The 15,163-nt window shown below is 25.1% G+C and carries 12 protein-coding genes; 5 read left to right on the forward strand and 7 right to left on the reverse strand.

The genetic code is table 11. The features are described from left to right. Nucleotides 1–37: 37 nt before the first annotated feature. The 4 genes from rpsA to serS form a co-directional block, all read right to left on the reverse strand. On the reverse strand, nucleotides 38–1,717 hold the full coding sequence (gene rpsA / locus BUSG_RS01570) for a 30S ribosomal protein S1 (protein WP_011053821.1): 1,680 nt from the start codon (nucleotides 1,715–1,717) through the stop codon (nucleotides 38–40). A gap of 821 nt (nucleotides 1,718–2,538) precedes the next feature. Next, nucleotides 2,539–3,825 (reverse strand): 3-phosphoshikimate 1-carboxyvinyltransferase, encoded by a 1,287-nt coding sequence (gene aroA, locus BUSG_RS01575; RefSeq protein ID WP_011053822.1) that lies wholly within the window; start codon nucleotides 3,823–3,825, stop codon nucleotides 2,539–2,541. Nucleotides 3,826–3,889: 64 nt separating this feature from the next. Further along, nucleotides 3,890–4,975, reverse strand: coding sequence for a phosphoserine transaminase (gene serC, locus BUSG_RS01580; RefSeq protein WP_011053823.1), 1,086 nt, complete (start codon nucleotides 4,973–4,975; stop codon nucleotides 3,890–3,892). 34 nt (nucleotides 4,976–5,009) lie between these two features. Further along, nucleotides 5,010–6,293 (reverse strand): serine--tRNA ligase, encoded by a 1,284-nt coding sequence (serS, locus tag BUSG_RS01585; RefSeq protein WP_011053824.1) that lies wholly within the window; start codon nucleotides 6,291–6,293, stop codon nucleotides 5,010–5,012. A 275-nt stretch (nucleotides 6,294–6,568) separates the two neighbouring features. Here serS and trxB point away from each other — a divergent pair, with 275 nt between their 5' ends. The 3 genes from trxB (at nucleotide 6,569) to aspS (ending at nucleotide 9,811) form a co-directional block, all read left to right on the forward strand. Then, nucleotides 6,569–7,528 (forward strand): thioredoxin-disulfide reductase, encoded by a 960-nt coding sequence (gene trxB, locus BUSG_RS01590; protein WP_011053825.1) that lies wholly within the window; start codon nucleotides 6,569–6,571, stop codon nucleotides 7,526–7,528. Between the two features lie 118 nt (nucleotides 7,529–7,646). Then, entirely contained in the window at nucleotides 7,647–7,865 is a 219-nt protein-coding gene (infA, locus tag BUSG_RS01595; protein ID WP_011053826.1) for a translation initiation factor IF-1, read from the forward strand. 191 nt (nucleotides 7,866–8,056) lie between these two features. Further along, nucleotides 8,057–9,811, forward strand: coding sequence for an aspartate--tRNA ligase (aspS, locus tag BUSG_RS01600; protein WP_011053827.1), 1,755 nt, complete (start codon nucleotides 8,057–8,059; stop codon nucleotides 9,809–9,811). Nucleotides 9,812–9,817: 6 nt separating this feature from the next. Here aspS and znuB read toward each other — a convergent pair whose 3' ends face one another. Then, on the reverse strand, nucleotides 9,818–10,603 hold the full coding sequence (znuB, locus tag BUSG_RS01605; protein ID WP_011053828.1) for a zinc ABC transporter permease subunit ZnuB: 786 nt from the start codon (nucleotides 10,601–10,603) through the stop codon (nucleotides 9,818–9,820). A 21-nt stretch (nucleotides 10,604–10,624) separates the two neighbouring features. Further along, complete coding sequence (gene znuC / locus BUSG_RS01610) at nucleotides 10,625–11,341, reverse strand: zinc ABC transporter ATP-binding protein ZnuC (protein WP_011053829.1); 717 nt, start codon at nucleotides 11,339–11,341, stop codon at nucleotides 10,625–10,627. A gap of 78 nt (nucleotides 11,342–11,419) precedes the next feature. On the opposite strand from znuC, the gene znuA reads away from it, so the two are divergent. Beyond that, complete coding sequence (gene znuA, locus BUSG_RS01615; protein WP_044006052.1) at nucleotides 11,420–12,358, forward strand: zinc ABC transporter substrate-binding protein ZnuA; 939 nt, start codon at nucleotides 11,420–11,422, stop codon at nucleotides 12,356–12,358. A gap of 10 nt (nucleotides 12,359–12,368) precedes the next feature. Further along, nucleotides 12,369–13,616, forward strand: coding sequence for a murein DD-endopeptidase MepM (mepM, locus tag BUSG_RS01620; protein ID WP_011053831.1), 1,248 nt, complete (start codon nucleotides 12,369–12,371; stop codon nucleotides 13,614–13,616). Nucleotides 13,617–13,635: 19 nt separating this feature from the next. On the opposite strand, the gene pyk is transcribed toward mepM, so the two are convergent. Then, complete coding sequence (gene pyk, locus BUSG_RS01625) at nucleotides 13,636–15,081, reverse strand: pyruvate kinase (RefSeq protein ID WP_011053832.1); 1,446 nt, start codon at nucleotides 15,079–15,081, stop codon at nucleotides 13,636–13,638. Between the last annotated feature and the right edge of the window lie 82 nt (nucleotides 15,082–15,163).

Consider the following 15,163-nt stretch of genomic DNA (forward strand, 5'->3'; position numbering starts at 1 on the left):
ATCCTCTATAATTAATATATTTTTCTTTTTTAAATAATTATTCAGTATTTTGAGCTGCTTTAAAAGCTTCAGCCATTACGTTAGAAAAGGATTCATCATTTGATTTGACGTTTATTTTATTTTTTAAATCTTTTTTATTATTATTTTCATCTAAAATATGAAAAGTAAGATTAATAATTCTATTTTTCCGATCAAAATTAGATATTTTTACTAAAATAGTATCATCAATTTTTAGTTTTTTTATTATTTCTTCAGAATTAACACGAGAAGAATCAGAAAATTTTATATTACCTTCTACTCCGTCTGATAATTTTACTGTAACAGTTTTCTTATCAAAATCTTTTATTATTCCAGTAATTATAGCACCTTTTTTATGATTCGAAACATATACATTAAAGGGATCTTCTTCTAATTGTTTAATTCCTAATGAAATACGTTCTCGTTCAGCGTCGACTTGTAAAACTACGGCTGATATTTCATCACCTTTTTTATAATTTTTAACTGCTTCTTCACCTGATATTTTCCAAGAGATATCAGATAAATGCACTAATCCATCAATACCACCTTTTAAACCAATAAAAATACCAAAATCTGTAATAGATTTTATTTTTCCAGAAACATGAATTCCTTTTTTGTGAGTTTCAGAAAATTCTTGCCAAGGATTTATTTTACATTGTTTTAAACCAAGAGAAATACGACGACGTTCTTCATCAATGTCTAACACTATAACATCTACTATATTATTCACTGCAACTACTTTGGAAGGATGAATGTTTTTATTCGTCCAATCCATTTCAGATACATGAACAAGACCTTCTACTCCTTCTTCAATTTCTACAAAACAACCGTAATCCGTTAAATTTGTTACGCGACCACTTAATTTAATTCCTTCTGGATAACGATTAGAAATAGCTATCCATGGATCTTCACCTAATTGCTTTAATCCCAAAGAGACACGTGTTCTTTCTTTATCAAATTTTAAAATTTTAACATTTATTTCATCACCGACATTAACTATTTCACTTGGATGCTTAACTCTTTTCCATGCCATATCAGTAATATGTAATAATCCATCGACACCACCTAAATCCACAAAAGCTCCATAATCTGTTAAATTTTTAACAATTCCTTTAATTTCTATACCTTCTTGTAAACTTTCTAATAATTGATCTCTTTCAGCACTATTTTCAGATTCAATAACAGCTCGTCTAGAAACAACAACATTATTGCGTTTTTGATCTAATTTTATTACTTTAAATTCTAATTCTTTACCTTCAAGATGAATAGTGTCTCTAACAGGACGCACATCAACTAAAGAACCAGGTAAGAAAGCACGTATTTCATTTAATTCTACAGTAAATCCACCTTTTACCTTTCCATTGATAATACCAATAACTGTTTCTGATTTCTCATGAGCTTGTTCTAGTATCAACCATGCTTCATGTCGTTTTGCTTTTTCTCGAGATAAAAGTGTTTCTCCAAATCCGTCTTCAATAGCATCTAAAGCAACATCAATTTGATCCCCAACTTTTACATCTAAAAGTCCTTGAGCATTTTTGAATTGTTCAACTGGAATTGCTGATTCAGATTTAAGACCTGCATCAACCAATACTATGTCTTTTTCTATAGAAACAATAGTACCCCTGATAATTGATCCTGGCCGAGTTTTAATCTCTTTTAGTGATTCTTCAAATAGTTGAGCAAAAGATTCATTCATATTAATAATATTTAAAAAATTTTTATCAAATGTTTATTTTAACTTCGTGTTAAAATAAGCTTGTTTTATATATCTTTTAATAATCCATATTAAAGAGTGCAATTTTTCTAAATAAAATTTAGATTTTTTTGGTAATATACATTTTAGAAATTTTAATTATTTAACCAAAACTAATATTTATTGAATCTAATATTATAGCATTTTATTATGGGTATAAAGGAGAAATTAATTGATTTTGATCTATTTTATTGCGAATGTGTATTTTTCTTAATAGTTTTTAAAATTAAGATGATGTCTATTTTTTTAAATTGTAATATTCTTCTAAGATAAAAAAATTCTAAACTTAAATATGAAAAAATTTGTTATAAAATCTAGAAAAAATATTTTATTCATATCGCTCTTTTTTGCTATTAAATTAAAAAAAATGAAAATATCATTAATAATGAAGTAAAATTTTTCTGATTTTAGAAAAATTTTTTAATTTAACAGTAATCTGATTAACTGTTGAAAGATTTATTTTGTTTAAATCTATAATTTCTTTTTTTTATTTAAAAAAAATAGAACAACCTAATGTTTTATAATAAGAATTATTTTTCTTTCTCAAATAGAATTTTTATTTCATATTAAGGGTAATATAAATCGGTATATTTTACTGAATCCTAATATAGACTAATGCCATTTCTGAACTCTTATTCCTAAAATCAGACTTTTATATATACCACCAGAACCTTTAATGATAAAAAGGTAGTTTTATTTTTCATTTTTATAAAAGTACAAAAAAATTAAATTTAAACATATAAAACTATCTATAATGTTAAAAATCAATCAAATCTGCTAATCTTTAAAAAATTTTCAAAATAAGATGGAAAAGTTTTAGAAATACAATTTGGATTAAGTATCCTAACACTTATTCCAGATAAACATATGAGAGAAAAACACATAGCCATACGATGATCATTATATGTATCAATTTCTGCAAATTTGAAAAAATTAGGAGGAGTAATAGATAAACAATCTCTTCCTTCTTTAATTATTGCACCAACTTTTTTTAATTCTTTACTCATTGCAGATAATCGATCAGTTTCTTTAACACGCCAGTTATATATATTTTTAATAATTGAAGTTCCTTTTGCAAAAAGAGCTACTATTGCAATAGTCATTGCTGCATCAGGGATATGATTCATATCTAAATCTATTTTTTCTAATTTATTATGCCTGCAAACAATGAAAGAATCACCCCAATCAATAATAGCTCCCATTTTTTCAAGTACATCAGCAAATTTTATATCACCCTGAACGCTTTTTTTACCAACTCCAACAACTTTTACCGAACCACCTTTAATAGCAGCAGCAGCTAAAAAATATGATGCTGAAGATGCATCGCCTTCAACTAAGTAATTTCCTGGTGATTCATATTTTTGATTCCCTTTTATATAAAAAGATTTATAACAATCATTTACAATATTGACACCAAAAGATTTCATGAGATTTAATGTGATATCAATGTAAGGTTTAGAAACCAAATTTCCTTTAATAAATATATTAGTATTTTGTAATGCTAGTGGTGCAACCATTAATAAAGATGTTAAAAATTGACTAGAAATACTTCCATCTAGCATAATAGAACCACCTTTAAACCCACCTTTCGTCAAAACAGGAGGATATCCTATACCTTTTTTATATTCAAGAGTTGCTCCACCTTGTTTGAGAGCATCAACAAGATGTGCAATCGGTCTTTCATGCATTCTGTCATCTCCACTTAAGACAACATTGTTTTCATATAACGATAAAGCAGCAAGAAGTGGTCGCATAGCTGTTCCCGCATTGCCTAAAAATAATGAAATAGGATGCGATAAATGAAAAGCTTTTCCAATACCATGGACATGACAAGTAGTATTATTATTTGATAAAAAAAATTTGATCCCAATTTTTCTTAAAGCATTTAACATATATTGAGTATCTTGACTATCTAGTAAATTTGTCAAACAAGTAATACCATTAGCCATAGCAGATAACAGTAAAACTCTGTTCGATATACTTTTTGAACCAGGTAAATAAATCGTTCCATTAATATAAGAAACTGGTTTTAACTCCAAAAATTTTTGCATAATAAAAATACGCTCTAATTAAAATAAAATTTTTAATTTATTTCTTCAAAAATAAAAAAATGTTTTATCCATACTTTTTTTCAAAATATAACATAAATTTTGCTAAAGACTGAACACCTTCTAATGGCATAGCATTATAAATAGAAGCACGCATTCCTCCAATGACATTGTGTCCCTTCAAAGCATTTAAACCTGCATTTTTTGCTTCTTTTAAAAATAAGTTATCTAACTTAGAATTATATAAATGGAATACAACATTCATTTGAGATCGATTTCTTTTATCTATATCATTAATATAAAAATTGCTATTATCAATTATTTGATATAATAAATTTGATTTTTTTTGATTTAGTTGTTCAATTTTTTTTATTCCACCTTGCTTTTTTAACCATTTAAACACTAATCCTGATAAATACCAAGAAAATGTAGGTGGTGTATTAAACATAGAATTATATTTTGATATTATGTAGTAATTAAAAATAGAAGGAGATATCTTAGAGGCATATCCTATTAAATCTTTCCTAATAAGAATAATTGTGATACCTGAAGGACCGATGTTTTTTTGAGCACCTGCATAAATTAAACCATAATTTTCAATATTAATTCTACGAGATAAAATAAATGATGAAAAATCTCCTACTATTATTTTATTTTTAAAATTTGGTTCTTCATAAATTGACATTCCATCTATAGTTTCATTCGGGCAATAATGAATATATGCAGAATTATCACTTATATTCCACTGAGAAGGTTTTAACAGAAAACTTTTTCCATTCTTTTTTTGTCTAACTGATATATTTTTAGGAATACAATATTTTTTAGCTTCTATTAATGCACAATTTGACCAATATCCACTATTAATATAATCTGTTTCTTTAAAATTGCCTAATAAATTCATTGGAACAGCAGCAAACTGCCCTCTAGCACCTCCTTGACAAAATAATATTTCATATGAATTTGATATATTTAATAAATCTCTCAAATCTTGTTCTGCTTCTAAAGCTACTTGAATAAATTCTTTACTACGATGACTAATTTCCATAATAGAACAACCTATTTGATTCCAGTTTTGTAGTTCTTTTTTTGCTTGATAAAGAACATCTTTTGGAATCATAGCTGGTCCAGCACTAAAATTATAAATCAAATTCATTTTTTCACCAATAATCATTTTTTTATATATTTAATTAATTTATATATTCTATACCTTGCATATATTTTTTTTGTAAAATTTTTGGAATAGTAACTCGACCATCACTATCTTGATAATTTTCTAATATAGCAGCTAATGTTCTACCAATTGCTAAACCTGAACCATTTAATGTATGAACAAAACTGTTACTTTTTTCCTTTTTTTTCTTATAACGAGTTTTCATACGACGAGCTTGAAAGTCGCTCATATTAGAACACGAAGAAATTTCTCTGTATTTTTTCTGAGAAGGAAACCATACTTCTAAATCATATGTTTTAGTTGCAGAAAAACCCATTTCTCCTCCACATAAAAGTACCTTTCTATATGGTAATTCTAAAAGTTGTAGAACTTTTTCTGCATGATGAGTTAACAACTCTAAAGCATTCATAGACAATTCAGGTTGTATAATTTGCACAAGTTCTACTTTATCAAATTGATGTAATCGAATTAATCCCTTACTATCACGTCCATAAGAAGAAGCTTCAGATCGAAAACAAGGAGTATGAGCAGTTAACATAATAGGCAGTTCTGTTTCATTTAATATCTGATTAGAAAACAAATTCGTTAATGGTACTTCAGCTGTCGGAATTAATACATATTTTTTTTTATCAATAGAATTTATATGAAATAAATCATCAGTAAATTTTGGTAATTGCCCTGTTCCGTATAGCGAATCATGATTTACTAAATAAGGTACATAAGTTTCTGTATACCCATGCTTTATAGTATGTAAATCTAACATAAATTGACTTAATGCACGATGTAAAAGAGCTATATTTCCTTTCATAACAATAAATCGTGCACCTGATATTTTTGCTGAAGATTTCCAATCTAATTGATTCAATTTATTTCCTATTTCTACATGATCTCGAACTGCAAAACTATATTCCCTTTTTTTACCCCAATATTTTACAATTTTATTGTTTTCTGATGAATTTCCTTCTGGAACATCATCAGAAGGAATATTAGGTATAGATAAAGAAAAATTATGAATTTTTTCTTGTAATAGATTGAGTTCAATTTTTAATTCAGATAAATTTTTACTAGATTTGGTAAGTGTTCTTTTTAAATTTTCATCTAATTCTTGAATTTTTTTTTCTTTTTTAAATAACGCTGATAAAGTATTGTGCTTGTATTGCAAATTGTCTGTTTTAATTTGCAATTTTTTCCGTTTTTTTTCTAAAGAAGATATTAGTGATATATCTAATTTAAATTTTTTTTTTAATAATTTTTTTGATATTGCATCTATTTGGTTACGTAATAAATAAGGATTTAACATAATTTTTAAGTCTTTATAATTGATAATGAAAATTATTATAAATATATTATAAATTTTTTAAAAAAATAAAAATGATATCTAATATATTAAAAGATAAAACTAAAATTAATTTATATTATAATAAAAGAAACAGATTTTTTAATTATAAGATATATTTAGAAAAAAATTATTATTTTTTTATTTAAATTAATAGAATATATTATTATTCCTTTTTTATAAAAAAATTTATATTTATATTTTATATGTCATTCTAAAATATTTTAAGGAAAAATAACATGGAATTAAAAAATCATAAAAAAATAATAATTTTAGGTTCAGGACCAGCAGGATACACTGCTGCTATATATAGTTCTAGAGCTAATTTAAATCCTTTATTAATTACTGGTATTAATAAAGGTGGTCAATTAATGAATACTAATGAAATTGAAAATTGGCCTGGTGATTTTAAAAAAATTACTGGTCCTGAACTAATGAATCGTATGCATGAACATTCATTAAAATTTAAAACAGAAATTGTATATGATAATATCATTTCAGTAGAATTTAAAAAAAAACCATTTTTTTTACTGGGAGAATATAATAAGTATACATGTGATGCAGTAATTATTGCTACAGGTGCAAATCCTCGTTATTTAGGATTAAGTTCAGAAAACAAATTTAAAGGAAAAGGTATTTCTACTTGTGCTGTATGTGATGGTTTTTTTTATAAAAATAAGGAAATAGCAGTAGTAGGAGGAGGGAATACAGCTATAGAAGAAACATTATATTTGTCAAATTTTGTAAAAAAAATATATTTAATTCATCGTAGAAACAATTTTAAAGCTGAAAAAATTCTAATTGATCGATTATTAAAAATTGTAAAAACTAAAAAAGTGATCCTGCATTTAAATTCAACTATAGAAGACATTTTAGGCAATAATAAAGGTGTTACGCATTTACTAATTAAAAATAAAAATTTAAAAGAAAAGAAAAAACTAAAAATTGCAGTTTCTGGATTATTTGTTGCAATTGGTTATATCCCGAATACAGATATATTTACTGATCAATTAAAAATGAAAGATGGATATATTAAAATAAAAAAAGGGACACATGGAAACTATACACAAACGAATATACCAGGTGTATTTGCAGCAGGTGATGTAATTGATCATGTATATAGACAAGCTATTACATCATCTGCTAGTGGTTGTATGGCTGCATTAGATAGCGAACGTTATCTTAATTCATTATCTTAATCCTGTTATTTTAATAAATTAATAAAAACATACTAGTCAAAATGACTAGTATAAGATATAATAAAAAATGCTCAATATTTTAATAATTCTTTAAAAATAAATGTAAATAGAGAAAAAAATGACTAAAGAAGATAACATTGAAATGCAAGGAATTGTTATTGATACATTACCAAACACAATGTTTCGTGTTGAATTAGAAAATAAACATGTCATTACCGCTCATATTTCGGGAAAAATGAGAAAAAATTATATTAGAATATTAACAGGAGATAAAGTTACTATTGAGTTAACTCCCTACGATTTAACAAAGGGGCGAATTATTTTTAGAAGTCGTTAAGTATTTTACTTTTTTTAAATTTAATTAATATTTGAATATTTATAAATAAAAAATCACTTAAAAATAGAATTTAGCAATCTACCTTATTTCTTAAACTCCCAAAAAATATTTCAAAAAAATTTTTTATTATCTATTAATCATAAAGATTAAAAAAATTTTTTTTAAAATCAAGCACATCTTGAAGAGAATTTATGCGTACTAAATATTGTGGAAATATTAGAATAATTGATTTACATAAATCAGTGATTTTATGTGGTTGGGTACATAAAATAAGAAATTTTAGTCAATTTATTTTTATTGACATGAGAGATTGGACAGGTATTGTCCAACTTGTTTTTGAAAAAAAAAACAATAAAGTTTTTACAAAAGCTGTAAATTTAAAGAACGAATCTTGCATTCAAGTTATAGGAATTGTCAAAAAGAGAAACGCTAACAATAATAATCTCGATACTGGAGAAATAGAAATATTAGTAAATAAAATAAAAGTTTTTAATATTTCAAAAAACCTGCCATTAGACTATTCTAACAATAGTAATGATGATATACGATTGAAATATCGTTACTTAGATCTTCGTCGTTCTGAATTATTAGAAAATCTTAAAATAAGAAATAAAATCACTCATTTAATAAGAATTTTTATGGAAAATAAAAATTTCTTAGATATTGAGACACCCTTTCTGACAAAATCTACACCAGAAGGAGCTCGAGACTATTTAGTTCCTAGTAGAAATTATCCAGGCAATTTTTATGCATTACCTCAATCACCACAATTATTTAAACAAATATTAATGATTTCTGGTATTGATAAATATTATCAAATAGTTAAATGTTTTCGTGATGAAGATTTACGTTCAGATCGACAACCAGAATTTACACAAATTGATATTGAAGCTTCTTTCGTAAGTTCTACTAAAATTAGAAACTTGGTAGAAACATTAATAAAAAAAATTTGGCTTAAAGTTATTAATTATAATTTAAATAAATTTCCTAAAATTTCTTTTTACGATTCTATGAAACGCTACGGATCAGATAAACCTGATTTAAGAAATCCAATGGAAATTGTTGATATTTCTGATATTGTTATTGAAGAAAAAGTTGCATCATTTTTTCAAATTAATTTAAAGAAAAAAAATAGAATAGCTTTATTATGTTTTGGTCAAGGTAATAAGATAAGTCAGAAAAAAATTGATGAATATTCTAATTATGTAAAAAAATTTGGTGCAAAAAAACTATTTTATATAAAAATAAATAAAATTGAAAATAGATTTCAAGATATTCAAAGTTCAATAAAAAATATTTTAGATAAAAATACTTTAGAAAACATTTTAAGAAAAACAAATGCAAAAAATGGAAATATTTTGTTTTTACTTGCTGATGAAGAAAAAATTGTTAACAAATCTCTTGGAATGCTACGTATAAAATTAGGTAATGATTTTATATTTTTTAAAAAAAATACTTGGAAACCTGTTTGGATTGTAGATTTTCCTATGTTTAAACAAAATTCTGATGGAAAATTTTCTTCTAATCATCATCCATTTACTGCTTTAAAAAAAAATAATCAAAATAAACTTGAAAAAAATCCGAATCTTGCTATTTCTGACAGTTATGATTTAGTTATAAATGGTTATGAAATAGGTGGAGGTTCAGTACGTATACATGATGCTAAAATACAAAAAAAAGTTTTTAACATTATTGGAATTGAAAAACAATTCCAAAGGGAAAAATTTGGTTTTTTGATAGAAGCACTAAAATATGGTCCGCCACCTCATGCAGGAATAGCTTTAGGATTAGATAGAATAGTCATGCTTTTAACAAATACTAATAATATTAGAGATGTAATAGCTTTTCCAAAAACAACGTCAGCAAATTGCCTAATGACTGACTCTCCTAGTAAATTAAAAAAATCAATTTTAAATGAGTTAGGTATAAATATATTAAAGAAATAAAAATTTTTATATTAATTTTTTTATATTACTTAATAAGTAAACACAAGAAGAAAATAAAACAATAGATGGACTAGTTGGAACGTTGTAAAAAAAAGATAAAAAAATTCCACCTGTAACTGAAATAATACTTATTAATATTGAAAATCCAATCGTTTTTTCTGGAGAATTAGAAAAAATTTGCGCAGTTGCAGGAGGAATAATTAGTAATGAAGTGATTAATAGTACTCCAACAAACTTAATAGCAATAGAAATACATATAGCAGTAGTTAACATTAAAGTTAAACGTGCATAAAAAATATTAACACCATCAATTTGAGCTAATTCTTCATTAACTGTCAGTAATAAAATAGAATTCCAACGAAAAAATAAAATAGTTAAAACAATTAAACTTCCTAAAGCAATAATACATAAATCAAATACCGTTACAAGTAATAAATCACCAAATAAATAATTACTAAGATCTATATGATGAGAAGTAGACATCAAGCTAATACAAATTATTCCTAAAGATAATGAACTATGCGATATTATACTTAATATTGTTTCTAATGAAACTGATAATAATTGTTCCATCCATACTAATATAATAGCAAGAAAGCTCATAAAAAATAATTCTGTATAGAAGGAATCAATTTGAAATAAAATGGATATAGCTAAGCCGAGTATAGAAGAATGAGATAATGTGTCACCAAAAGACGATATACGACGCCAAATAATAAAAGAACCTAGAGGTCCAGTTGCAAAAGATAATAAAATACCTGCTAACCATCCTGGATAAATTAATTCAAACATGATAAAAAATACTCTATAATTTTAATATTGATGTACATGATCATGATTATGTTGATAAATTGCTAATTCCCTTATATGTTTTAAACCAAATATAGAAATAAATTCTAAATTTTTAAATACTGTTTGTGGAGTACCAGAACAACAAATATGTTTGTTTAAACAAATTACGTAATTTGTTTTAGCCATAACAAAATTTAAATCATGAGAAACTATTAAGATAGAACATTGCATTTCAGATCGAATTTGATTAATTAGTTCATATAAATCAAGTTGACCCATTACATCCACTCCTTGTGTGGGTTCATCTAAAACGAGCAAATTCGGATTATTTAATAATGCCCTAGCTAAAAGAATACGCTGCATTTCTCCACCAGATAAATTTTGTAATCGAGAATACTGAAGCGACTGTGCTTTTACACGTTTTAGTATTTTTAATATATTTATGTTTTTTTTTCTTTTTGATAATTTCATAAATTTTTCTACTGTAATAGGTAATAAATTATTAAAATATAATTTCTGAGGTACATAACCAACTGATATTTTAGGAGATCTAATAATGTTTCCTAAATTAGGTTGTATCAGTCCTAAGATGACACGTATTAAAGTGGATTTTCCAGCTCCATTAGGTCCTATTAAAGTTATAATACGATTGGAAAGTAAAGAAAAAGATATATTAGAAAGAATAGAACGACCAGAGAAACTAACATGAATATTTTTTAAAGTAATGAGTTCCAGCATATTAAATAAATTCTGTTTTGAGATATTAAAGCAGATTAATTATTATAAAATATTTTTTTTAAGATGAACATAAATATTATGTTAAAAAATAAAAAGAAAAAATTTTTTTCTATATTAGCAATACTATTCATATTAATGCCAAACAATTCCTATGCTTCGATATTGACTGTATTTAAACCTTTAGGTTTTATTGCAGCAGCAATTGCACACAATGTAACTAACGTGGAAGTTATTCCACCAAATGGAACGACAGTAGAAAATTATTATTTACTTCCATTTGATTTAATCAAAATAAAACATTCTGATTTTATAATTTTAATAGGAGATCAGATAGAACCTTTTTTTTTTAAAAAGGCAGTGAAGTACTTTAAAAAAAAAACTATTGTATTAACTAAAATAAAAAACATCAAATTTCTTTTAAAACATAAATCTAATTTTAAAAAAGGGAAAAAAAAACAAAAAAATACTTTACAAAACAAAAAAGAAATTAATAATATATCATATGATATGTATCTATGGTTATCACCTCAAATTGCATTAGAATCAGCAATAGTTATACATGACATGCTATTGAAATCAATGCCTCAAAAAAAAATTACTATAGATAAAAATTTAAAATATTTTAAATTATGTTTATCAAAAACAAATAAAGATATAAAAAAAAATGTATTATCTATCAAAGAAAAAAAATATTTTACCTTTCATAACACCTACAAATATTTTGAAAAATTTTATGGACTGCATCCATCAGGACAATTTAAAACATATCCTGGAATAAAAACAGGAGTTCAATATTTATATAAAATTAAAAATGAACTATTAAAAAAACAAGCAATATGTGTTTTTATAGAACCACAATTTCATGCCAACATAATTGATTTTATAATACAAGGAACAAATATTCAAAAAGAGAATCTTGATCTTTTTGGTACAGCTATTCCATTAGTACAAGATAGCTATGTAAATTTTCTTGTAAAATTATCTAATCAATATATTAGCTGCTTAAAAAAAATTTAAGGAAAAAAAAGTGCAGCAAATCTATAAAATAATTTTTCTATCTTTTAATCAAGATTTTTTTTATAAAACAATTAAAATTTTAATAAATATTATTCTTATAGTTATTTTTATACTACTATCAAGTTGCAATTTTTTAACGGATAAAAAAGCGTTTTTTTTAAATAAAGAATTCTCTCAGAAAGAAAAAGAATTTAAAAGATTAAAAGAAAAGAAAGAATATTTAAAAAAACATACAATACACAAGCATATTTTTTCTTATGGAAATACAATAAGTATCTTTTTAAAAAAATCAGGAGTAAAAATAAATGATATATTAAAATTAATCAAAATAGATAAAAATTTAAATAATATAACAATTGGACAAAAAATTGTTTGCAAAGTAGATAACTTAGGAAACTTAATTAAGTTAAAATGGTATATTTCTAAATTTCAAAAAAAAATATACAAAAGATATAAAAATACGTTTAAATTCATCAAATATACGTATGACTCTTTTTTAGAAAAAAAAAGTATTTATATTAAAAAAAATTCTAACTTTTTTAAAAGCGCCTATCAATCAGGATTGAATAAATCTGAAATAAATAGTGTTATCAAAGCAATAGAATGGCAAATAAATTTTAATAAATTACATATTGGTAGTAAATTTAATGTGATTTTTTTAAATCAAAAAACAAAAAATAAAAAAATATTATTAGGTGTCAAATTAGATAATTTAGATAGAAAGTATTTTTCAATAAGAGCATTTAATGGAAAATTTTATGACTCTGATGGTTTTAATAAATCAGAAGAACTGATAAATTTTTCATTTTTAAAAAAATATCGAATCTCTTCTCCATTTAATTTACGCCGTGTTAATCCAGTTACACATCGTATTAGTCGTCATTTAGGAATAGATTTAGCTATGCCTCAAGGAACACCTGTAATTGCTACTAGTAGTGGTAAAATTATAAAAGCACAATTTAATAAAATTGCAGGTTTTTATATTTCTTTAAAAAATAAAAATTATTATACTACTAGGTATATGCATCTTAAAAAGATTTTAGTTAAAGTAGGTCAAAAAATTAAAAAAGGTGAAAAAATAGCTTTATCAGGCAATACTGGACGTACCACTGGTCCGCATTTACATTATGAAATTTGGATTAATCATCGCGCAATAAATCCTATAAAAGCAGAATACATTTTGTCGACACAGCTAACAAAAAGTGAAAGAATCAAATATTTAAAAGAGTCTAAAAACATATTATCAAAATTAAAATAAGTTTTTCTAATAGAAATTTTTAATATGTAACTCTTAAAATTCTACTGGTATTCGTTTTACCTATTTTCCCCATTATGTCACCTTGAGTGACAATGACTAAATCATTATTAAATAGAAATTTTTTCTTGCACAAAAGAATTATTGCTTCATTAGCAGCTTCAACACCATCCTTATCACTATCAAAATAAATAGGAATCACACCTCTATAGAGAGCAGTTAAATTTAAAGTTTTTTTATGTTTTGATAAAGCAAAAATCGGTAGTCCAGAAGTAATTCTAGAAGTCATTAATGCTGTTTTACCAGATTCTGTCATAGTAATAATTGCTGTAATTCCTTTTAAGTGATTCGCCGCATACATTGATGACATAGCAATGGCTTCCTCAATGCTTTGAAATTCTACATTAAGACGATGTCTAGAAACATTAATACTAGGAACTTTTTCTGCCCCTTTGCAAACTTTAGCCATACTTATCACAGTTTCAGATGGATATTTTCCAGATGCAGTTTCCGCAGACAGCATGACTGCATCGCTTCCATCTAACACAGCATTGGCTACATCCATAACTTCTGCACGAGTAGGTAACGGATTTAAAATCATTGATTCCATCATTTGTGTTGCAGTAATTGCTACCTTATTTAATTTTCTAGCAGTTCTAATTAATTTTTTTTGAATACCTACCAATTCTGCATCACCAATTTCGACACCTAAGTCTCCTCTAGCAATCATAATTGCATCTGAAGACAATATTATATTTTCTATAGCATTTTGATCAAATACAGCTTCGGCTCTTTCTATTTTAGCTATAATTTGAGCGTTACTACCAGATTTTTTTAATAACTCTCTGGCTTTTATTAAATCATCAGCACAACGAGGGAACGATACGGCCAAATAATCTACATCAATTTCAGAAGCAAGAATTATATCTTTTTTATCTTTTTCTGTTAATGCATCTGCTGATAAACCACCACCTAATTTATTAATACCCTTATTATTAGATAGAATGCCACCTATAATAACTTTTGTAAATATTGCACATTTTTCAATTTTTATTACTTTTAATTGTATTCTTCCGTCGTCTAACAACAAGATATCATTTACATTTAGGTCATTTGGTAATTTTTTATAATCAATTCCGACTCTTTCATTGTTTCCATTTTTTTCATTTAAATTTGCATCTAATATAAAAACGTCATTAACTTTTAAAAAAATACTGTTTTTTTTAAATTTAGAAATTCTGATTTTTGGTCCTTGTAAATCACCTAATAAAGCAATATGACAATTTAATTTAAACATTATTTCTTTTGCTTTTTTCGCTCTTTTTTTATGTTCTTCAGATGAACCATGAGAAAAATTTAAACGAAGAACATTTGCTCCAGATAAAATAATCTTTTCAAGATTATTTGCTTTATCTGTAGAAGGTCCTAAAGTTGCTACAATTTTTGTTCTTCTAACACGATTTAACATAAAAACCTCTTAATTTTATTAATTATATGTATTTTAAAATTTTAAAAATTTAATCGAAATATAAAAGAGTAAGAAATTTTAT

It is taken from the genome of Buchnera aphidicola str. Sg (Schizaphis graminum) (assembly GCF_000007365.1).
GTDB classification, from domain to species: domain Bacteria; phylum Pseudomonadota; class Gammaproteobacteria; order Enterobacterales; family Enterobacteriaceae; genus Buchnera; species Buchnera aphidicola.